A 20,191-nucleotide genomic window follows, 5' to 3' on the forward strand; every position below is an offset into this window, starting at 1 on the left:
GGTCGGGGCGTGGCACGGACGGAGGCGCCGACGACGGCGCGGGTGGACAGCTGGGTCTGGGCAGTGCGGGTCTTCAAGAGCCGCTCCCAGGCGACGGCGGCCTGCCGCGCCGGGCACGTGCGCGTCAACGGCGAGCGGGCGAAGCCGGCGACGCCCGTCAAGGTGGGCGACCGCGTCGTCGTCCGCGGCGGGGAGCGGGAGCGAATCCTCGTCGTCGCGCGCATCCTCCTCAAGCGGGTCGGCGCCCCGGAGGCCGCCACCGCGGTGGTCGACGAGAGCCCGCCGCCGCCACCGGTCGAGGCGCGTCCCGCCGTGCCGTTCCGGGACAGGGGAGCGGGCCGCCCGACCAAGCGTGAGCGCCGGGACATCCAGCGCCTGCGCGGCTACTAGCCGGCGCCGGACCACGCGAGCAGGAGCACGCACACGTCGTCGCTCGTCTCCTCGTCGAGCAGCAGGCGGGACGTCATCGCCTCGACGCTCTCCCCGGGCGGCAGCCCGCGGACGGCGTCGGCGGTGTCGGTGAGCACCTCGAGGCCCACGCGTAGCGAGCGGTCCCGCCGCTCGACGAGCCCGTCGGTGTAGAGGAGGAGCTGGTCCCCGGGGGCGAGGGTGAGCTCGTCCTCCGCCCGCTCCGACCCGGCCGTGGCCACGCCGAGCGGACGGGAGCGTCCGCCCCACACGAGCCTGGCGTCGCCGTCGCCGGGGACGAGCAGGGGCGGGAGGTGGCCGGCGCACGCGTACCGCACGTGCCCGGTGCGCAGCGCCACCTCGGCGTAGACGACGGTCGCGGAGACCGCTGCGTCGACCTGCTGGACGAACCGGTCGAGGTGGGACAGGACGCCCGCGGGCCCGAGCCCGGGCGCTGCCACCGCGCGCACCGCGCTGCGGAGCTGCCCCATGGCGATCGCGGCGCTGAGCCCACGCCCGACGACGTCACCGACGACGACGGCGAGGAGGTCGTCCTCGACGAGGAACCCGTCGTACCAGTCCCCACCCACCTCGAGGTCCGCGACGCCGGGGCGGTACGTCGTCGCCAGGACGAACCGCGGGTCCAGCGGTGTGCGCGCCGTGATGAGCGCCCGCTGGAGCTCGTGCGCCACCTGGGAGCTCTGCTCGTGCAGGAGGGACCGGTCCAGGGCGAGGCCGGCCTGCTGCGCGACCGCACCGAGCACGTCGAGGTCGAGGGGCTCGGCGGCGGGATCCTCCCGCGGGAGGACTGCGAAGACGCCGTGGAGCCGGGAGCGACCACGCAGGGGGACGACGACGCGCCCGCCGACCACCCGGGCGCCCTCGTCGGCACTGCTGACGGACGGCGGCGGGCCGGGGTCGTCGGCACCCGTCGTCGTGGCGGCCAGCACGAGCCCGCCCGCGGGGGCGGCCATCCACACCGCGGCCGCCCGCGCGCCCAGGTCCGCCTCGGCCGCCTCGAGGACCGCACGGACGACGGCGTCCGTGCCGCCCGCGCGGGAGAGGGCCGCCGTCGCGCGCTGGAGCACCTGCGTACGGGCACCCGCGTGCTCGGCCTCCCGCCGCGCCGCGAGGAGCTCGCGCTCGTACCGGGAACGTTCCCGCGCGCCGGAGAGGACGACGCGCACCACCGGCTCGGCGCCGGGGGCGGGCGTGACGACGACGGCGGTGAGGAGGACGGGCATCCGCCCGTCGGGGCCGGAGAGCTCGACGGCGATCTCCTCGACACGGCCGTCCGCGTGGAGCATGGGCGACAGGTGCGTCTCCCAGTAGATCCGGCCGCCGACGGAGAGGAGCTGGCTCAGGCGGACGTGGCCGACGAGGTCGGAGCGGCCGCGCCCCGCCCAGGCGAGGAACGTCGCGTTCGCGTCGACGATCGTGCCGTCGGGCCGCAGGGTGAGGAGGCCGCACGGCGACGCCTCCCACGCGTCTGCCCGAGCGGCGTCGTCGGGGCTCACGGCGCCAGGTACTCCCGCATCGCGCCGACGACGGCGTCCGGCGCGCTGAGGTTCGGGCAGTGGCCGATGGAGTCGAGGACGACGAGCCTGCTCCCGGCGAGGTTGGCGTGGACGTAGGCACCGACCTCCGTCGGCGCGATGACGTCGTCGCGCGACTGGATGACGAGCGCCCGTGTGCGCACGCGCGCGAGATCGGCACGGTTGTCCGAGAGGAACGTCGTCCGGGCGAAGTGGCGCGCGATCGCCGGGTCCATCCGGCAGAAGCTGGCGGTGAGCTCCTTGCCGAGCTCCGGGCGGTCCGGCACGCCCATGATGACCGGCGCGATGTGGGCGGACCAGCCGAGGTAGTTGTCGTCCATCGTCTCGAGCAGCTCGTCGATCTCGGCCTGGGTGAAACCGCCGCGGTAGTCGCCGTCGTCGATGTAGCGCGGGCTGGGGCAGACGAGGACGAGGTCGTCGATGAGGTCGGGGCGCTCCGCCGCGGCGAGGAGGCCGATCATCGCGCTGACCGAGTGCCCCACGAGGACGGCGGGGCCGAGCGCGAGGGCGTCGAGGATCTCGACGATGTCGGCGGCGTACCCCTCGAGGCGGCCGTGCCGCTGGGGGTCGAACGCCGAGTCGTCCGAGCCGCCCGCACCGACGTGGTCGAAGAGGATGACCCGGTGGGTCCCGGCGAACGCCGGGACGACGTAGCGCCACATGCCCTGGTCGCAGCCGAAGCCGTGCGCGAAGATCATCGGCCGGCCGTCGGCGGGCCCGCTCAGGCGGACGTTGTGCCGGGTGAGGACATCCATGCCGGGGAGGGTACGGGACGGGCGGACCTGGCGTACCCGTTCGGGCAGTCGTGCGGGCACGACCCGGGCAGGATCGTTGTCCGGCCCGCACGCCAGGTCTAGCGTCGGAGACGACCACTCGACGAGCGGTCTAGCCGGGGCCCACGAGAGCGCGACCTCGACCACCAACCTGTCCCAGGCAGGTCCTGGGGCCGATGCGGCGACGACGCCGGTCTGGAGGTTCGGCATGCCGGACAACGAGGAGTTCGAGGCGCTCAAGGGGCGCATCGTCGAGCTCGAGAACCAGCTCAAGCACCAGAGCCTCAAGCGCGAGGTGCCCGAGCTCTCCGCGGAGGACCTGCAGGCCTACGCCAAGGTCCGCGACGTCATCGCCGCCGACTACGGCGAGTTCTGCGGGATCAACGACTGCTTCCGATGTATCCAGCGGTGCGTCCAGGTCTGCGTCGCCCGCTGCATCCAGCCGTGCATCTACGAGTGCACGTGCGGCCCGTGCAACCTCGGCCAGGGGGGTGGCCCGGTCGCCGGGCGGTTCGGTGGGCTGGGGTACTGACGGCGCGCCTGAGGAGACCGGCCGCGTGCTCCGGCTGGCGCCCGACCTCGAGGTCGTCCACGTCGACGGTGGCCTCCTGCTCGTCACGTCCGTCGCGCGGCTGCGCCTCGAGGGGGGCGTCGCCGGCGTCGTCCGGGACCGCCTGCTCGCGCCGCTGGAGGCCGGTGCGGCGCGCGCGGAGCTCCTCGCCGCGGTCCCCGCCGAGGTCTCGGACGAGGTCGGCGCGGTGCTCGACTCCCTCCTGCGGGCGGGCGTGGTCGTCGAGGAGCCCGACGGCGGGGAGCGGCAGCACCCGTCGTGGACGTACCTCGTGGCCGGCGAGCTCGACGACCGCGCCGCGCTCGCCGCGCGCGCGGCGGCGGTGCGCGTCGCCGTCGTCGGGGCGCGGGACGTCGGCGCGGTCCTCGCCGAGTCGCTCGCCGAGGCCGGGATCGGCACGATCTACCTCGTCGACCCGTACCGGGCGCAGCCGGGGGACCCGCTCACCCGTGAGCTCGAGGTCGCCGGGCGCCTGGCGCCGCGGTACCCGTCCACGCGGTTCACGCCGGGCGAGGTCGCGCTCGACCGGGAGTCGGTCGACGAGATCGTCTCCCGGAGCGACCTCGTCGTCACGGCCGTGGACCCGGAGCTCTCCGCCGTCCGGCACTGGGTCAACGCGGCATCCCTCGCGCACGACGTGCCGTCGCTGCACGCGGCGCTCCTGGGGACGCGGGCGCAGCTCGGCCCGCTCGTCATGCCGGGGGAGGGGCCGTGCTACCTGTGCTGGCGGATGCGGGCGCTCGCCTGCGAGGACGACTTCCCGGCCGCGATGGCGCGCGAGGAGGTCCTCGACGCGGTCCGGCGTCCCGCGGCGCGGCCGCGGCCGGTGCTGCCGCCGCTCGTGCCGTGGGCGGCCGGCGCGCTCGCGCGCGAGGTCCTCGCGGCGACGCTCGGTATCCTTCCGCCGCGGCTGCCGGCGCACGTCCTCGTCCTCGACGCCGCGAGCGGGCGCGAGGAGGTCCATCCGGTGCTGGCCCGGCCCGACTGCGCGGCCTGCCGAAAAAAAGCCCGCCCGCCCTCGCCGGGTCTGCCTGACCTGGTGGAGCTGGCCGGGGCCCCGACGCGCACGACCGACTTCGACGCGATCGCGGCCCGCGTCGTCAGCCCGCTCGCCGGGCTCGTCCGGCAGCTCGAGCGGATCCCCAAGGACGTCGAGGAGCCCGAGGAGCCTGTCGTCGTGCGCGCCCAGCTCGCCAACGCGCGCTTCCTCGCCGGCGAGCACGGGTTCGTCGGCTGCTCGGGCAAGGCGCGCAGCGCCCGCGCCGCCCGGGACGGTGCCCTCGGGGAGGCCCTCGAGCGGTACGCCGCGCTCACCTGGGGGCCGCCGCGGACCGTGCGCTCGACCCGGGGACAGCTCGACGGCCCCTCGCTCGACCCGCGCGACCTCGTCCTCTTCACCGAGGACCAGTACGCGACGCTGCCGTACGCCCCCTACTCCCGCGCCACCGAGCTCGACTGGGTACCGGCACGGTCCCTCGTCAGCGGCGAGGAGGTGTGGGTGCCGCTGCTGGCGACCCACCTCGGATACGACGTGCCCGAGCGCGGGGCGTACCTCTTCCCGGCGACGTCGAACGGCTTCGCCGGTGGTGCGACGCTCACCGACGCCGTCCTCGGCGGGCTCCTCGAGGTGGTCGAGCGGGACGCCTTCCTCATCGCCTGGGCGCACCGTCTCGCGGGCGTGCGGAGCCCGGCCGCCACCGTGCCGGACGAGGACGTCCGCCGCATCGCGGACGCGTACGCACGACGGCGGGTGGAGATCGACGTCCACCGGCTGCCGACGGACACCGCGGCGACGGTCGTCCTGGCGATCGGGTGGAGCGAGGAGACACCCGCCGTCGTCCTGGGTCTCGGAGCCGACCTCGACCCGGTACGGGCCGCCCGGGGGGCGGTCCTCGAGGTGGGTCAGGTGCGCCCGGCGCTCCGGGCCCGGATCCGCAGGCCGGAGACGGCGGCGCGGCTCGCCGAGCTCGTCGCCGACCCGTGGCTCGTCAGCGACCTCGAGGACCACGACCTCCTCTACGCCGATCCCGGCACGGCGTCGGCCGGCCTCGGGTACCTCCGCGCCGCACCGGCGCGGCCGTGGACGGAGCCGGCGGGCGGGGGACCGGGAACGGGAGAGGAGGAGCCCGCGGCACCTGCCGCGCCCGGGGCGCGGCTGCGGGCGCTCGTCGCCTCCCTCGCGCGCGTCGCCGGGGACGTCCTCTACGTCGACGTCACTCCCGACGACGTCCGCGGCCTCGGAGTGCGCGTGGCGCGCGGGATCGTGCCGGGGTTCCAGCCGATCCACTTCGGCGCGCGCGAGAACCGGCTGGGCGGCGAACGGCTCGCGCGGATGCCGGTGGAGCTCGGCCTCGTCGCCGCCGTCCCGGCGCTCACCGACCTCAACCTGGCTCCGCACCCGCTGGCGTGACCGGTGCCCCCCGACCCGAGCGTGTTCCGCGACGCCCAGCCGGTCGCCTGGACGTTCCACCGGGCGACCGCTCGGTGGGTCTTCTCGCCGCTCGCCGGAGGGAGTCCCGCGCCGGCGCCGGGGCGTGAGCGGCCCGGGACGCCGTGGACCCCGCTGCCGGAGGGGCCCCGGCCCTCCACCGGCCTCTTCGACGTCCTCGCCGACCGGGTCTCGTGCCGCGCGTTCGCGCCCTACCCGCTCGACCTGGCGCGCCTCGCGACACTCCTGCGCAGCGGCTACGGCGTGCTCGGCCGGCGCGCGGGCGCCGGCACGGAGATCGTCGAGCGGCCCAACCCGTCCGGGGGAGGGCTCTACCCGCTCGAGCTCAGCGTCGTCGTCCGCTCCGTCGACGGCCTGGTGCCCGGCGTCCACCACTACGTGCCGGCCGCGGACGGGCTCGAGCTCGTCCGCGAGGGGCCGTTCCCGAGCCGGCTGCTCGAGTACCTCTTCATGGGCCAGCCGTGGGTCCCCCGCGCGGCGTGCGTCGTCGTCGTCAGCGCCGTGACGGGGCGCTCGCTCGTCAAGTACGGCGACCGGGGGTACCGCTACCTCCTCCTCGAGGCGGGGCACGTCAGCCAGACCCTTGACCTCGCCGCCACGGCGCTCGGCCTCGGCGCCGTCAACCTCGGCGGCTTCTACGACGACGAGCTCGCCGGCCTGCTCCGGATCGACGCCGAGCGGGAGGTGGCGCTCTACGCGACGGCGGTCGGCGTGCCGGCGACGGCGGGGCGGATGTCCCAGCGGGCCCTGCCGTCCGGGTGACGGGAAGGCCCGCAGGGGCCACGAGGTCTGGCGAAAGGTCGAGGATCTGGCGAGGCGGAAGCTCGGACCGGTGGTTACCGTCGACGAACGCGGTCCCGCAGTGCCGCACGAACGAGCAGGACCGACGGTGACGACGGTCCCCACCGAGAGGACCACCCGCCCATGGCGTCACGCACGAGCTCCCGCCCGCCCTTCGCCCGACGACGCGGCCACATGCGTCTCGCCGCCGGCCTTGCCGGGGGCGTGCTGCTCCTGCCCGCGCTGGGCGTCGCCGCCGAGGCTGCGGGTCCGGTGGCGGCGGTGGTCCAGCCGGTGCCGCGCCCCGTGACGATCGACGACGCCATGACGGCGGACGGCGTGGGGATGTTCGCCTACTCCGACCACTGGTTCGAGTCCGCCCTGCCCGAGGCGGGCGAGGGGCGGGTCCACGCCACCGACGTCGCGGGCGCCACCTGGTCGGTGCAGTTCGACGGGGACGCCGTCGCCGTGACCGCGCCCGTCGGGCCGCTGCAGGGCACCGTCGAGTACGCCGTCGACGGCGGCGAGGGCGTCGTCATCGACCACTACGCTCCCGAGATCGCCGTGGCGACGGTGTGGACGAGCCCCGTCGTCGGCCCGGGTGCGCACGTCCTCACCGCGACGGTCCGCGGGGCCGGGGGCGAGCCGCGAAGGACGGTCGCGGTCGACGCGGTCACCGTCTACCGCACGGGCGCGGAGCCGGGGACCGAGCTCGTCCCGGTCGCGCCGGCGCCCGTGACGTACTCCGGCGGCAGCTACACGATCCCCGCCGTGGACGGCCTGGAGTACGTCGTCGGCGGCGCCGTCGTGGCGCCCGGCGCGTACCCCCTCACCGGGAGGATCCTCGTCAGCGCCCAGGCGCTCGACGGTCACGTCCTCACGCCGATGGTGCGCTCGCGCTGGCTGCTCCTGCCGCCGCCCACGGAGAACGTCCACGTCTCCGACCTCGAGTGGGTCTCGGAGCGCAACGGCCTCGGCCCGGTGGAGAGGGACACGGCGGTCGGCGGACCCGCGGCAGGCGACGGCGGGGTGCTCACGCTCGACGGCGTCACGTACGCCAAGGGTCTCGGAGCCCACGCCGACTCCGCCGTGCGGGTCTACCTCGGCGGCCAGTGCTCGGCCTTCCGGTCCACCGTCGGGATCGACGACTCGCAGGGCGCGGGAGGCTCGGTGGCCTTCGCCGTAATGGCCGACGGCGAGACGCTGCTGACGACGCCGGTCCTCACCGGCGCATCGGCGGGGTACCTCGTTGACGTCGACGTCACGGGCGCCGACTACCTCGACCTCGTCGTCGACGCGGTGGACGACGAGGTCGGCGACCACGCCGACTGGGCGCGGGCGCGCGTCGTCTGCGGCGACACCCTCGTACGCGGGATCCTGGAGCCGACCGTCGCCGACGCCCCCGGAACGGGAGCCGACTCGGTGACGATCCCGTCCGTCGAGGGCGTGGAGTACCTCATCGACGGCGTCGTTGCACCGGCCGGCGAGAACGTCGTGACGGCGGCCGTGGTCATCGTGTCGATCCGCGCTCTCGAGGGCTACCAGATCGACCCGGACCGTGCGGGACCGCGGTGGTCCTTCGCGTTCGACGTCGAGGAGCCGACGACGGGGGAGCCGGACCCGGACCCGACGGACGACCCGACGGACAGCCCGACCGGTGGGGCCACGGACGACGCGTCGGGCGGGCCGACCGATGGTCAGGCCGGCGGCCAGGCAGGTGGGTCCACGGACGACGCCACCACCCCGGCCGGCGGACCCGGCGGATCCGGTGCGGTGGGTCCTGCGGGCGGCGCGGACGGCCTCGCACGCACCGGGGCAGGCACCGGAGCCGGGCCGGTCGCGGCCCTGACGATGGTGCTCGCCGGGGCGCTGGCAAGCATGGCGGCGAGGCGGGGGGCGCGACGCGCCGACGCCGTCTGACGGCGCGCCGGAGGGAGGGCATCAGCGGGCGACCGCTCATGTAGTGTGACGCGGATCACTCCTGATACGGGCGGCAACGGAGCCGCCTGTCACCGCCAGAGGAAGCGCCACCGTCATGTCGCTGTCACCGTTCGTCCACCCCTCCGCCCCCCTCCGCCGCGGCCGGTCGGTCCTCGTCGGCGTGGCCGGCGCGGCGCTCGCGCTGCCCGTGCTCGCAGTGCCCGCCGTGGCCGAGGCTCCGCCGGCGGCCGTCGCCGCGCCCACCGAGAACGTCGACGTCTCGGCTCTCGTGTGGGTCGCGGAGAGCAACGGGCTAGGGCCGGTCGAGCGGAACCGCGCCGTCGGGGGCGCGGACGCCGGCGACGGCCCCGTCATGAGCGTCGACGGGGTCACGTACGACTCTGGGCTGGGCACCCATGCCGACTCCGCGGTCCGTCTCTACCTGGGCGGCCGGTGCTGGTCGTTCCGCGCGGACGTCGGCATCGACGACTCCCGCGGCGCCGGCGGGTCCGTGACGTTCACGGTGGCCGGCGACGGCGCGACCCTCGCGGCGACGCCCGTGCTCACCGGAGCCTCGGCGGTGGAGCAGGTCGACGTCGACGTCAGCGGCGTCGAGTACCTCGATCTCGTCGTCGACGGGCGCGCGGACGACGCGGACGACCACGCCAACTGGGCCGCGGCCCGGCTCATCTGCGGCGACCGGCTCGTGGGTGACGTCGAGGAGCCGACCGTCGTCGACCTCCCCGGGACGGCGTCCGACACCGTGACGATCCCCGCGGTCGAGGGCGCCGAGTACGCCGTCAACGGGGTGGTCCTGCCGCCCGGTACGCATCCCGTGCTGACCGAGACTATCAACGTGTTCGTCGAGGCCGCCCCCGGGTACCAGCTCGACCCCAACGTCGGGGCGCCGGCCTGGGCGTACGCGTTCGAGCGGACCCCGGACGGGCCCACCGAGGAGCCGCCGCCCGTCGAGACGCCCACGCCCGGCGAGACGCCCACCGCCGTCGAGACCCCGACGGCCGTCCCCCCGGCGGAAACGCCCGAGGGGACAGATCCCGGCGACGTCGGGCCGGGCCGGAACGGCGCTGGCGGCGCCGGGGACGGGCCGGGAGCGCCCCGAACCGCCTCGGGGCGTGACGAGCTGCCCCGGACCGGTGTCGCCCAGGGGTCGGCCGGTCTCGCCCTCGGGCTCGTGCTCGCCGGCGCCGCCGCCGTCGGTGCCGCCACGGCGCGACGCCGGGCGATGGGCCACGGGTGAGTGAGGCGTCGGTCGGCGGACCGCGGGTGAGCGAGGCGCCGTGCCGCGGACCGCGGGTGGGCGTGGCGGCCGAGGCCGGCGTCCGACCGGCCAGCCGGCGTGAGCGCGCGGTGCTCCACCGGATGCTCGACGCCCTCGGGGACGAGGCTGCCGCGCTGCGGGCGCAGGTCGACGGGGCACAGGTGTCCGGGGGCTGCGGGTGCGGCTGCCCGACCGTCTACCTCGAGCACCCGCCCACGCCCAGGTGCGCCTCGTCCGACGTGGCGACGGCCGCGATCGCGGGCAGCAGCGACTTCCTCATCCTCTTCGTCAGTGACGGCTGGCTCGACCAGCTCGAGTACGTGCCGGTCGGGGACGAGACCCCCGGCGAGCTCCCGGCGGCCGAGCTGCTCGACGTCTCCGCGGTCCTGGGGCGCTAGCGAGGGGTACCGCGCCCGGCTGGTCCGCCGTCGGCGTCCAGCCGCGCGACCATCGCCGCAGCGGCCACCTGGCGGTAGGAGTCGTCGAGCAGCTCGGCGACCTCGGCCCAGTCGACGCCGTCGGGGCCCGCGCCACCGGCGGCGAGGTCCAGCCCGACCCACCCGTAGGCGCCGAGGTACGCCGGGAGGAAGGTGCGCGGGTCCGCCTCGACGGCCCGACGCTCCTCCTCGGCCGGCAGCACGAGGAGGCCGTGCGGGTAGTCCGTGCGGGTCGTGGCGGAGCCCTTCGTCGAGGACCCGTAGACCGCGAAGAGCTTCCGCGCCCGGAAGCAGGGCCGCCCGTGGGAGATGAGCTCCTCGGCGTCCGGGAAGGCGAGGGCGATGGGACGCAGGCGGCGCAGGTAGGGGTCGCCGTCGTCGAACATCTGCGGGTGCGCCATGGTCGCCTCCACGCCGGCGGGTGGTCTGCCCCCGATCGTAGGTCGCGCATATATGTGCGTGAAAGAGGTCGGCGCGGTGGAGGACGGCTCAGGGCGGCCGGTCGGCTGACGCGGGTCGTCAGCCGACCCTGGCTGGTCGGCCGACGTGGGGCGTTCAGCGCGCGCGGTCGAGGAGGTCGGCCTCCTCCTCGGGGGTGAGCCCACAGCGGCGGGAACGCGCAAGGCCGCGCGCCCGCTCGTCCGACAGCACCCGGGCGATGGTCTCGGGCAGCGGTCGGGTGCGCCCACCGGCGGCGCGGTAGGCCGCGTCGCTGCGCTGGGCGAACCCCGGGGCGTCCTCGGGGAGCCACAGGGGGAGCGACCGGAGGCCGGCCCAGTGGTGGACGTCCTGGCTGAGCAGCCAGGCGTCGTCGACGCGGACGACCTCGCCGGCGAAGCCGGTGACGGCGGCGATCTGGGCGAGGAGCTCGTCGAACGTCTGGCTCGAGCCGACCGCGTTGACGGCGCCCGTCTCCGCGGCGCGGCCGGCCCGCACGATCCACTCCGCAAGGTCGGTCACGTCGATGACCTGGACGAACCGCCCCGCTGTCGGGGGAGCGAGGACGCGTCCGCCGCGGTCCAGGCGCGCCGGCCAGTACCCGAAGCGGTCGCTCGGGTCGCCCGGGCCGACGATGAGTCCGGGGCGGGCGACGAGCAGCCGCTGCCCGAGGCGCGCCGCCGCCGCGCGCTCGGCCGCGACCTTGGCGTCCGCGTACTCGGTGAGGTCGACGGGCTCGACGAGGTCGGCCGACTCGTCGGCCCCCGGCTCGTCGTTGCTCCGGTAGACCGACACGCTCGAGACGAGCGTCCAGTGACGCGCCCGGTCCGCGAGGGCGTCGAGCGCGGACGTGACGAGGTCCGGTGAGTAGGCGAGCTCGACGACCTCGTCCCACTCACCCTCGAGCCCGTCGTAGGCGCCGGCGCTCGTGCGGTCGGCCACGACGAGGCGCGCCCCCTCGGGCGCGACGCCGGACGTGCCGCGGGCGAGGCACACGACCTCGGCGCCGTCCGCGACGGCCGCGCGCGCGATCTCGCGCCCGAGCCAGGCCGTTCCACCGAGCACGAGGACGCGTCGCATGCGGTGAGTCAACACGACGCCGCCGACCGCAGTCGAGCCCGTGCGCGCCCGCGCCGGTGACTTGCGTCGAGTCCGTGCGTGCCCGGCGCCGCCGCGACCTGCGCGTCGCGTGCTCGGCGGGACTGTAGGGTCACGGGCGCGTCCCGCCGAGACGTGGAGGGCGTACCGACGCGCTCGCCCACGGTGGCACCGCCAGACGCGATTGGGCAGTGGAGATCGAACGTCGGCGCGATGCGCGGCGGCGCCGAACCGTGCGCGGCAGCGATGATCCGTGCGCGCCGGGAACAGGACGCGGTGCACCCGCGTTTCCCTTCCACTGCCCCCCGCCCGCTCGCGGCTGGCGGCTGGCGGCGGCTGGCGGCTGGCGGCTGGCGGCTGGCGGGCCCACGCTCGCGCGCTCTCCGGCTCGCCCGCCGTCCTTCCGTGTGCGTTCCGCCCGTGGCAGGCAGCAGACCGAAAGGATCGCTCATGACCGTTGACGTCGACACCGCAGGCTCCGATCCTTCACCCCTCCTCTCCGCCACCTCGCCGTCGGCGAACGCGTTCGACCCGACTGCCGACAGCGCCGCCGAGCTCGACCGTCAGGTCGAGGTCTACGTCGAGCTCGGCGTCCCGGCTCTTGTGGGCCTCGATGACGCCGCCTGCCGCGCGGCGGTGGCGCCGCTGCGTGCTGAGGCCGAGTCGCTCGCACTGACCGGTGACGCCGGCGATGTCCCCGAGGACGACCACGTCCCGTTCGTCCTCGTGCTCTCTCCCCACGCCGTCGCCCCGAATGCGCTCGTGCCGGCGATGCGTCTGGGCACGCGCACGGGCATCAGCGTCATCGACGACGGCGAGATGGCTACGTACCGACCGATCGACGACGTCGAGCTTCCTGCTGGTTTCGCTTACCTCCTGTCGGGGATCGACACGGGTAGCACCTACGTCAACGTCACGCCGGAGTCCGCGCTCTCCACCATCAGGGCGCGGGGCCGGACGCCGCTGACCATCGCCGAGGGGATCGCGCTCGTCGTCGTCCGGCCGGACACGCTCCGGCCGAACCGGTGCTTCTCGCTCGCAGGGTCGCGCACCGGGACGAACCAGCGCGTGCCAGCGGTCTGGATCAGCAAGCGCCAGCCGAAGCTCGGATGGTGCTGGGACCGCAACCCGCACACGTGGCTCGGGACGGCCTCTGCCGCGCTCCGCCGCGGGTCGCCGTCGAAGCAGGACTGACAGCTCGTCCCCGCCGCTCGAGGTCCCGGCCGGTGAGCTGCGCGCCCCGTCCGGTACCTCGAGCCGCGGCCCGTGATGGCGGGCCGCTCCGGGTCAGTCGTACGGCCGCCGGTGCCGGGCCCTGGGCGCACGCCGCATCCTCCGGCCTCACGGCCCGTCGTCCAGCACTGAGCGCGCGGGTCCGCGCGACCGCCGCTGGAACACGGCCACGCCGCTCCTGCCCGGCGCTAGGCTCCGGGAAGCCCGGACTCGAGAGAGAGAGAAGGACGTCATGGTCGACGCCACCCAGCAGGACACCCACACGTCGCAGACCGCCAACGCGACCGCCGCAGCCGACGCGACCGCCACCCCGCCTGCCCCGCTGGCCCCGCCGGTCGGGCGGACCACCGCCCCTGGCATCGAGCCGCTCAACAGCGTCATCCCCGCGACCGTCCCGACGCACTGGTACAACCTCGCGGCCGACCTCCCCGAGCCGACTCCGCCTCACCTCCACCCCGGCACCCACGAGCCGCTCGTGCCGGAGGACCTCGCGCCCCTCTTCCCGATGGCACTCATCGAGCAGGAGGTCAGCACGGAGCGGTACATCGAGATCCCGCAGACGGTGCGCGAGATCTACGCGATGTGGCGTCCCGCCCCGCTCGTGCGGGCGACGCGGCTCGAGCGAGAGCTCGGCACGAGGGCGCGGATCTACTACAAGTACGAGGGCGTCAGTCCCGTCGGCTCCCACAAGCCGAACACCGCGGTCGCCCAGGCGTACTACAACGCCGCCGAGGGCGTCCACCGCCTCACGACAGAGACGGGCGCGGGCCAGTGGGGAGCGTCCCTGTCGATGGCGTGCGCCCTCCTCGGACTCACGTGCGAGGTCTGGCAGGTCCGCGCCTCCTACGACTCCAAGCCGTACCGCCGCTTCCAGATGGAGACCTACGGCGCCGTGTGCCACTCGTCGCCGTCGGAGCTCACCGACGCGGGCCGTGCCATCCTCGCCGAGCACCCGGACACGACCGGCTCCCTCGGCATGGCCATCAGCGAGGCCGTCGAGGCGGCCGTCAAGGACCCCGGCGCCCACTACTCCCTCGGCTCCGTCCTCAACCACGTCATGCTGCACCAGAGCGTCATCGGCCTCGAGGCGATCGACCAGCTCGCCCAGGCGGGGGAGTCGGGTGCCGACGTCATCTTCGGCTGCGCCGGGGGCGGCTCGAACCTCGCCGGCCTCACCTTCCCGTTCATCGGCCAGAACCTTCGGGAGGGGACGACGACGCGGGTGGTCGCCTGCGAGCCTGCCGCCTGCCCGTCGCTCACCCAGGGTGAGTACCGCTACGACCACGGCGACGTCGCGGGGCTCACCCCGCTGCTCAAGATGCACACGCTCGGCAAGGACTTCGTCCCGCCCGCCATCCACTCCGGGGGTCTGCGGTACCACGGCATGGCGCCGATGGTCTCGCACGCCCTCAATCTCGGGCTCCTCGAGGCGACCGCCGTCGAGCAGGACGACGCGTTCGCCGCCGGGGTCCTCTTCGCCCGTGCGGAGGGGATCATCCCGGCACCGGAGTCGACGCACGCCGTCGCCGGGGCCATCGCCTACGCGCGGCAGGCTGCCGACGGCGAGGTCATCGTCATCGGCCTGTCCGGCAACGGCCAGCTCGACCTCCCGGCGTACTCCGACTACGTCTGACCCCTCGCCGGCTCGCGCACGGCTACGTGAGCGAGCCGGCGTCGTCGGGCACGTCGACGGCGTAGCGTAGCAGCAGCTCGAGCGGCGCCACCTCGAGCGCGCGCTCGTCGGTGGACGCGAGCACGACGGGCGCGGCAACCCCCGCCTCGTGCGAGAGGAGCCAGCGCGCCGCGACGACGCACCACCGGTCCCCGGGCCGCAGCCCGGGGAACTGCCACTCCGGCCGGGGCGTGACGAGGTCGTTGCCCGTCCGTCGCTGGTGCGCGAGGAACTCGGACGTCATGACGGCGCAGATGCTGTGGTTGCCGGTGTCGGCCTCGTCAGCGATGCACCGGCCCGTCCGGTAGTAGCCCGTCACGGGATCTGTCCCGCAGTCCTCGAGCGGGCCGCCCAGGGCGTTGCGCGCGGTCACGACTCGCGGTCCGCCGCTGCCACCGGGGCTGCGTGGCCCGCACCGCGCGCGGCGCCGGTGCCGTCCGTCGGCACGGCGAGATCGCCCCGGACGTCGTCCTCGACTCGCACCGGGGCGACGGCGTCCTCCACCCCCGTCGGCGCAGCGTCCGCCACGGGCTCGATCCCTCCCGAGATCCAGCGCAGCGCCCTGGTGCTCGCGTGACCAGCGAGCCGCCCCAACGTCGCGTCGCGGCGGGGGTGGTCGGGCAGGTCGAGCGGCTCGCGCGCCCAGCGGGGGAGCGAGGCCACGGCCGCCCGCACGACGACGGCGTAGGCAGGCCGGACGGTGCGCGCGACCGGCGGCCGGTGGAGGAGGAAGTCGGCCGCCTCGAGGGCCGCGGCCGTGCGCTGCAGCTCCGGCCGGAACGACTCGATCATCGCCGTGAGCCCGGCGCGCGTGGTGGGGACCTCGTCCGCGCCGAGCCGCCGCGCCACCCCACCCGCCTGCGCCACGTACTCGTCCTCCTCCGCAGGGCTGAGCGGGCGGGCCCCGAAGCGCTGGTGCGCGGTGAGGAAGCTGTCGATCTCCGCGATGTGCACCCACGTGAGCAGGTGCGGGTCGTCCGCCCGGTAGGCGCGGCCGTCCGGCGTCGTCCCGGCGATGTGCCGGTGCACGGCGCGCACGACCGCGATGGCCCTTTCTGCGTCCTCGACGCGGGCGAACGTCGTCTCCGCGATGAACGTGCTCGTCCGCGCGAGCCGGCCCCACGGGTCCGTGCGGTAGTCCGAGAAGTCGGAGACCGCCGCCATCGCCAGCGGGTGGAGAGACTGGAGGAGCAGCGCGCGGAGCCCGCCGACGTACATCGACGGGTCGCCGTGGACCCGCTGGATCGGGTCGCGCGCCGTGAACCAGCGTGGGCCCAGGGCTCCGTGGATACGCCGGCGTGCGGCGTCGCCGTCGGCTCCCGCCACGCGTTCGAAGAGCTGGTCGGCGAGTCGCCGGCGGACGGTGCTCGTGGGCGTCATGCGACCAGTGTGCGCAGAACGCGTGCCGCCCCGCGCGACGATGCGCCTCTCACGCCTCTCGCGGCTCTGCCGTCACGGAGTCGCCACGCTCCGGCCCGCCGCGGCCCCCACGGATGCGTCCTCCCACCGAGCCGACGATGCTGGGCACATGGCCACCGATCTCACCCCGTCCCCGCGTCGGACCGCCGCCAGCCGTGCCGGTGAGCTGGCGGCCGCCGTCGCCGGGGAGGTCGTCGGCCAGGTGCTCGGCGCCGTCGGGGCACTCCGTCGCGCCAAGCCGCTCCACCCCCGGGGCACCGTCCACGCGGCGACCCTCGAGCGGGCGGGCCTCGCGCGCGACGGGGCGGGCTCGTCCCGCCGTGGCGGGGTGCCGCTCACGGACGAGGCCGGACGGGACGAGGGCCACGTCCGCATCTCGCGGGCCATGGGGCTCCCGGAGCCGCTGCCGGACATCCTCGGTGCAGCCGTGCGCCTGCCCGGCCGCGACGGCACCGTCGACCTCCTCTTCGCCACGACCGGGGTCGGCATCCTCACGCGGTACGTGCTCCTCCCGCGCCGCGACGCGCACACCCCGATGACGACCCTCATGCCCCTGCGCACCCCGAGCGGGCCGCTCCAGCTCCGGCTCACGCCCGTCCCGAGCCCGACGCCGTCGGCCACGCGCGCGTGGGAGATGAGCGCGTCCTCGCCCGGGAGCCGCCGGTGGGAGCCGTTCGCACGACTCGTCGCGAGCACCGACCCGGTCGGCCCCGACTCCGACCCGCCGCTGCGCTTCGACCCGGTCGGCAACATCCCGGCCGGCACGAGCCAGTACCCGTGGATCGCGCGGGTCCGCGACCCCGCCTACGTCCTCGCGCGCCGTCGCGCGCCGCTCAACGGGCGGGCCCGGCCCGGTTCCTAGCCGCGCAGACGCCTGGGAGCACCGGCGGCTGGCCGCACCGACGCCCGGGCGCGTCGGGAGCGCCCGTTCCCGGCGTTCGACCTCGGCGAACGGCGGCGCAGCACGTGCCCGGCCCCGTGGGCGAGCGTCGCGGACCCGGGCGGACCGCCGGCGCCTCAGTCCGAGGGAGGCCGGCGCAGCTTCTTCGTCTCCGCCCGCTGCTTGTTGCTCGCGGCCCGACGGCGGAGCGCACCCCGCGAAGGTCGCGTCGCCCGGCGCGGTGGTGGAGGAGGCGCGAGCGCCTCGCGCAGCAGCGCACCGAGGCGCTCGCGTGCGCTCTCCCGGTTCTGCCGCTGCGACCGGTGCTCGGAGGCCGCGATCCGCAGCACCCCGTCCGTGAGCCGGCCCTCGAGGGCGGCCAGGACCCGCTCCCGCTGCGTCTCGCTGAAAGCGCCGGAGCCGGCGACGTCGAAGTAGAGCTCCACCCGGGAGTCGGTCGTGTTGACCCCCTGTCCGCCCGGTCCGGAGGCGCGCGAGAAGCGCCAGCGCAGCTCGTCCGCGCCGACCGTCACGTCCGGGCGCACCCGGATGCCCGCACCCATGCTCCCAGGATGCCACCCCGCCCTCGGCACCCCGCCCGCGGATCTGGTTGGCTGCGTGGGTGAGCACCGCAAACCTCTCCCGGGACGAGGCGCAGGCCAGGTCCGCCGCCCTCACCGTCCACGACTACCGCGTCGAGCTCGACCTGCGGGGCGCACCCGACCCCGCCTGCCGCACCTTCCCCACGACGACGACGGTCCACCTCACCTCCGACGTGAGCGAGACGTTCCTCGACTTCATCGGGCCGGTCGTCCACGCCGTCGAGGTCGACGGCGCGCCTCGAGAGGTCGACCACGACGGCGCTCGCGTCCGGCTCACCGGTCTGCGGACCGACGGCGCGCCGACCGCCGTCACCGTCCGCGCCGAGGGCGACTACTCGCGTACCGGCGAGGGCCTCCACCGGTTCGTCGACCCGGTCGACGGCGAGACGTATCTCTACACGCAGTACGAGCCGGCCGACGCGCGCCGCGTCTTCGCCTGCGCGGAGCAGCCCGACCTCAAGGCGACCTTCACCGCCGTCGTCCTCGCGCCGTCGCAGTGGGACGTCGTCTCGAACTCCGCGCCCGACGTCGTCGAGCGCGTCCCGGCGGCCGACGGCCTGCCTGCCGCCCGGCGCTGGGTGTTCGCGCCGACGCCGCCCCTCGCGACGTACATCACGGCCGTCGTGGCCGGGCCCTACCACCGTGTCGAGGGCCACTGGTCGACCGAGCTGCCGGACGGCGAACGCCTCGACGTCCCGCTCTCCGTCCTGTGCCGCCAGTCCCTGAGCCCGTACCTCGACGCGGAGGAGATCCTCGAGATCACCGCGCAGGGGCTCGACTTCTTCCACGTCGCCTTCGACTACCCCTACCCGTGGGGCAAGTACGACCAGGTGTTCGTGCCCGAGTACAACCTCGGCGCCATGGAGAACCCGGGCGTGGTCACCTTCACCGAGGCGTACGTCTTCCGCTCGGCGGCGACGTACGCCCAGCACCAGGGGCGCGCGAACACGATCCTCCACGAGATGGCGCACATGTGGTTCGGGGACCTCGTCACCATGCGCTGGTGGGACGACCTGTGGCTCAAGGAGTCCTTCGCGGACTACATGGGCAGCCACGCGTCCGTCGCGTCGACCCGCTTCACCGACGCGTGGACGGCGTTCGCCTCGCGGCGCAAGGCGTGGGCCTACCTCCAGGACCAGCTCCCGACGACGCACCCGGTCGTGGCCGACATCCCCGACCTCGAGGCGGCCAAGCAGAACTTCGATGGCATCACGTACGCCAAGGGCGCCGCGGTGCTCAAGCAGCTCGTCGCCTACGTGGGCGAGCAGGCCTTCTTCGCGGGCTCGCGGACGTACTTCCGAGCGCACGCCTACCGCAGCACGACCCTCGCGGACCTCCTCGCCGCGCTCGAGGACGCGTCGGGGCGGGACCTGGGGGAGTGGGCACGACTGTGGCTGCAGACCGCGGGCACGTCGACGCTCACGCCGGAGGTCGGCGTCGAGGCAGGTCACGACGCCGCGGGGGCGAGCACCCTGCTCATCCGCTCCCTCCGGATCCGCCAGGCCGCCACGGACCCGACGACGCAGGAGACGGTCGTTCGCCCGCACCGGCTCGTCGTCGGTCTCTACGACCTCACGGACGAGGGCGAGCTGCGCAGGAGCCGCAGGATCGAGCTCGACGTCACCGGGCCGACGGCCGAGGTGAGCGAGGCCGTCGGCGCGCGGGTGCCCGCACTCATCCTCCTCAACGACGAGGATCTCACCTACGCCAAGGTCCGCCTCGACCCTGCCTCGCTGTGGATGGCTCACGAGCATGTGAGCGACATCGTCGACAGCCTCCCGAGGGCCCTCGTCTGGTCGGCCATGTGGAACGCCACCCGCGACGCCGTGCTCCCCGCCCGGGCCTACGTACGCACTGTCCTGCGCCACGCCCCGCGCGAGAGCGACATCGGCACGCTGCGCGACATCACGACCAACGCCCGCCTCGCCATCGAGCGCTACCTGCCCGCCGGTGAGCGCGGGGACGGGCGCGCCGAGCTCCTCGACGGGGCGTGGAACCAGCTCGAGCGGGCCGTGGCCGGGTCCGACGCGCAGCTCGTGTGGGCGCGGACCGTCGCCGCGGCGGCGGCGACGTCCAGCGCGGCCTCCACCCGCGTCCGGGACCTCCTCGACGGCAAGCTCGTGGTGGGCGGGCTCCGCCTCGACCCCGACCTGCGCTGGGCGATGTGGCACGCCCTCGCCGCGACGGGCGACGCGAGCGTCGCCGACCTCGACGCCGAGCTCGCCCGCGAGACGACGGCGGCGACGCAGACGCACCACGTCGCCGCCCTCGCCGGACGCCCCGAGGCAGCGGTCAAGGCGGCCGCGTGGGAGGCGCTGCTCGAGCCCGGCCGGCTCACCAACGACCACGTCGATGCGACGGTGGCCGGGTTCACGCAGCCGCTGCACGCCGAGCTCGTCGCCCCGTTCACCGAGCCCTACTTCACCGCACTGCGCCGGATCTGGGACGAGCACAGCATCGAGATCGCGGACCGGCTCGTGCGCGGGCTCTACCCCCACGGTGCCGACGCGGTCCCGGGGGAGGACCCCGCCGGGCACCCCGTGGTGCGCCGCACGCGCGACTGGCTCGCACGCAACTCGGATGCACCCGCGGCGCTGCGCCGGTGCCTCGTCGAGGAGGAGGACCACCTGCTCCGCGCCCTGCGGGCGCAGGTCGCCGGCGCCTGATCCGGTGACC

General features: G+C 75.3%; 18 protein-coding genes. 11 read left to right on the forward strand and 7 right to left on the reverse strand.

Annotated elements, in window-relative coordinates:
• The first annotated feature begins 9 nt into the window (after nt 1-9).
• Nucleotides 10-390 (forward strand): RNA-binding S4 domain-containing protein, encoded by a 381-nt coding sequence (locus V2J63_RS08600; RefSeq protein ID WP_331230611.1) that lies wholly within the window; start codon nt 10-12, stop codon nt 388-390.
• On the opposite strand, the gene V2J63_RS08605 is transcribed toward V2J63_RS08600, so the two are convergent.
• Both V2J63_RS08605 and V2J63_RS08610 read right to left on the reverse strand, forming a co-directional pair.
• The gene (locus tag V2J63_RS08605) at nt 387-1,925 is read right to left on the reverse strand and encodes a SpoIIE family protein phosphatase (protein ID WP_331230612.1); all 1,539 of its coding nucleotides are present in this window, start codon (nt 1,923-1,925) and stop codon (nt 387-389) included. The genes V2J63_RS08600 and V2J63_RS08605 overlap by 4 nt on opposite strands.
• Nucleotides 1,922-2,719, reverse strand: coding sequence for an alpha/beta fold hydrolase (locus V2J63_RS08610; RefSeq protein ID WP_331230613.1), 798 nt, complete (start codon nt 2,717-2,719; stop codon nt 1,922-1,924). The genes V2J63_RS08605 and V2J63_RS08610 overlap by 4 nt, the downstream gene beginning before the upstream one ends.
• 226 nt (nt 2,720-2,945) lie before the next feature.
• Here V2J63_RS08610 and V2J63_RS08615 point away from each other — a divergent pair, with 226 nt between their 5' ends.
• The 6 genes from V2J63_RS08615 to V2J63_RS08640 all read left to right on the forward strand — a co-directional run bounded on the left by V2J63_RS08615 (nt 2,946) and on the right by V2J63_RS08640 (nt 10,134).
• Entirely contained in the window at nt 2,946-3,269 is a 324-nt protein-coding gene (locus V2J63_RS08615) for a hypothetical protein (protein ID WP_331230614.1), read from the forward strand.
• Nucleotides 3,270-3,294: 25 nt separating this feature from the next.
• Nucleotides 3,295-5,718 (forward strand): TOMM precursor leader peptide-binding protein, encoded by a 2,424-nt coding sequence (locus tag V2J63_RS08620; RefSeq protein ID WP_331230615.1) that lies wholly within the window; start codon nt 3,295-3,297, stop codon nt 5,716-5,718.
• 3 nt (nt 5,719-5,721) lie between these two features.
• Complete coding sequence (locus V2J63_RS08625; RefSeq protein WP_331230616.1) at nt 5,722-6,519, forward strand: SagB/ThcOx family dehydrogenase; 798 nt, start codon at nt 5,722-5,724, stop codon at nt 6,517-6,519.
• Nucleotides 6,520-6,681: 162 nt separating this feature from the next.
• Nucleotides 6,682-8,457: an NPCBM/NEW2 domain-containing protein gene (locus V2J63_RS08630; protein ID WP_331230617.1), complete on the forward strand. Its 1,776-nt coding sequence runs from the start codon at nt 6,682-6,684 to the stop codon at nt 8,455-8,457.
• A 115-nt stretch (nt 8,458-8,572) separates the two neighbouring features.
• Nucleotides 8,573-9,715, forward strand: coding sequence for an NPCBM/NEW2 domain-containing protein (locus tag V2J63_RS08635; RefSeq protein ID WP_331230618.1), 1,143 nt, complete (start codon nt 8,573-8,575; stop codon nt 9,713-9,715).
• On the forward strand, nt 9,712-10,134 hold the full coding sequence (locus V2J63_RS08640; protein ID WP_331230619.1) for a hypothetical protein: 423 nt from the start codon (nt 9,712-9,714) through the stop codon (nt 10,132-10,134). Before V2J63_RS08635 ends, V2J63_RS08640 begins: the two co-directional genes overlap by 4 nt.
• Here the strand turns inward: V2J63_RS08640 and V2J63_RS08645 are convergent.
• On the reverse strand, nt 10,131-10,574 hold the full coding sequence (locus V2J63_RS08645; protein WP_331230620.1) for an MmcQ/YjbR family DNA-binding protein: 444 nt from the start codon (nt 10,572-10,574) through the stop codon (nt 10,131-10,133). The genes V2J63_RS08640 and V2J63_RS08645 overlap by 4 nt on opposite strands.
• 154 nt (nt 10,575-10,728) lie before the next feature.
• Nucleotides 10,729-11,691 carry an NAD-dependent epimerase/dehydratase family protein gene (locus V2J63_RS08650; protein WP_331230621.1) on the reverse strand — a complete coding sequence of 321 codons (963 nt, stop codon included), beginning with the start codon at nt 11,689-11,691 and terminating at the stop codon, nt 10,729-10,731.
• 468 nt (nt 11,692-12,159) lie between these two features.
• Between V2J63_RS08650 and V2J63_RS08655 the strand changes: the two genes are divergently transcribed.
• Nucleotides 12,160-12,903: a DUF5701 family protein gene (locus V2J63_RS08655; RefSeq protein ID WP_331230622.1), complete on the forward strand. Its 744-nt coding sequence runs from the start codon at nt 12,160-12,162 to the stop codon at nt 12,901-12,903.
• Nucleotides 12,904-13,174: 271 nt separating this feature from the next.
• Nucleotides 13,175-14,575, forward strand: a complete 1,401-nt coding sequence (locus tag V2J63_RS08660) for a TrpB-like pyridoxal phosphate-dependent enzyme (RefSeq protein WP_331230623.1) — start codon at nt 13,175-13,177, stop codon at nt 14,573-14,575.
• Nucleotides 14,576-14,597: 22 nt separating this feature from the next.
• Here V2J63_RS08660 and V2J63_RS08665 read toward each other — a convergent pair whose 3' ends face one another.
• Together V2J63_RS08665 and V2J63_RS08670 are read right to left on the reverse strand one after the other, a co-directional pair.
• Entirely contained in the window at nt 14,598-14,987 is a 390-nt protein-coding gene (locus tag V2J63_RS08665) for a DUF2237 family protein (protein WP_331230624.1), read from the reverse strand.
• Complete coding sequence (locus tag V2J63_RS08670; protein WP_331230625.1) at nt 14,984-15,994, reverse strand: oxygenase MpaB family protein; 1,011 nt, start codon at nt 15,992-15,994, stop codon at nt 14,984-14,986. The genes V2J63_RS08665 and V2J63_RS08670 overlap by 4 nt, the downstream gene beginning before the upstream one ends.
• A gap of 148 nt (nt 15,995-16,142) precedes the next feature.
• On the opposite strand from V2J63_RS08670, the gene V2J63_RS08675 reads away from it, so the two are divergent.
• Nucleotides 16,143-16,895 (forward strand): hypothetical protein, encoded by a 753-nt coding sequence (locus tag V2J63_RS08675; protein WP_331230626.1) that lies wholly within the window; start codon nt 16,143-16,145, stop codon nt 16,893-16,895.
• Nucleotides 16,896-17,050: 155 nt separating this feature from the next.
• Here the strand turns inward: V2J63_RS08675 and arfB are convergent, their stop codons facing one another.
• Entirely contained in the window at nt 17,051-17,476 is a 426-nt protein-coding gene (gene arfB, locus V2J63_RS08680; protein WP_331230627.1) for an alternative ribosome rescue aminoacyl-tRNA hydrolase ArfB, read from the reverse strand.
• 59 nt (nt 17,477-17,535) lie between these two features.
• Here arfB and pepN point away from each other — a divergent pair, with 59 nt between their 5' ends.
• A complete protein-coding gene (pepN, locus tag V2J63_RS08685) occupies nt 17,536-20,181 on the forward strand; it encodes an aminopeptidase N (RefSeq protein ID WP_331230628.1) in 2,646 nt (881 codons plus the stop codon).
• Nucleotides 20,182-20,191: the final 10 nt, after the last annotated feature.

Origin of the sequence: Georgenia wangjunii (assembly GCF_036421975.1) — a bacterium.
In the GTDB taxonomy this organism is placed as follows: domain Bacteria; phylum Actinomycetota; class Actinomycetes; order Actinomycetales; family Actinomycetaceae; genus Georgenia_A; species Georgenia_A wangjunii.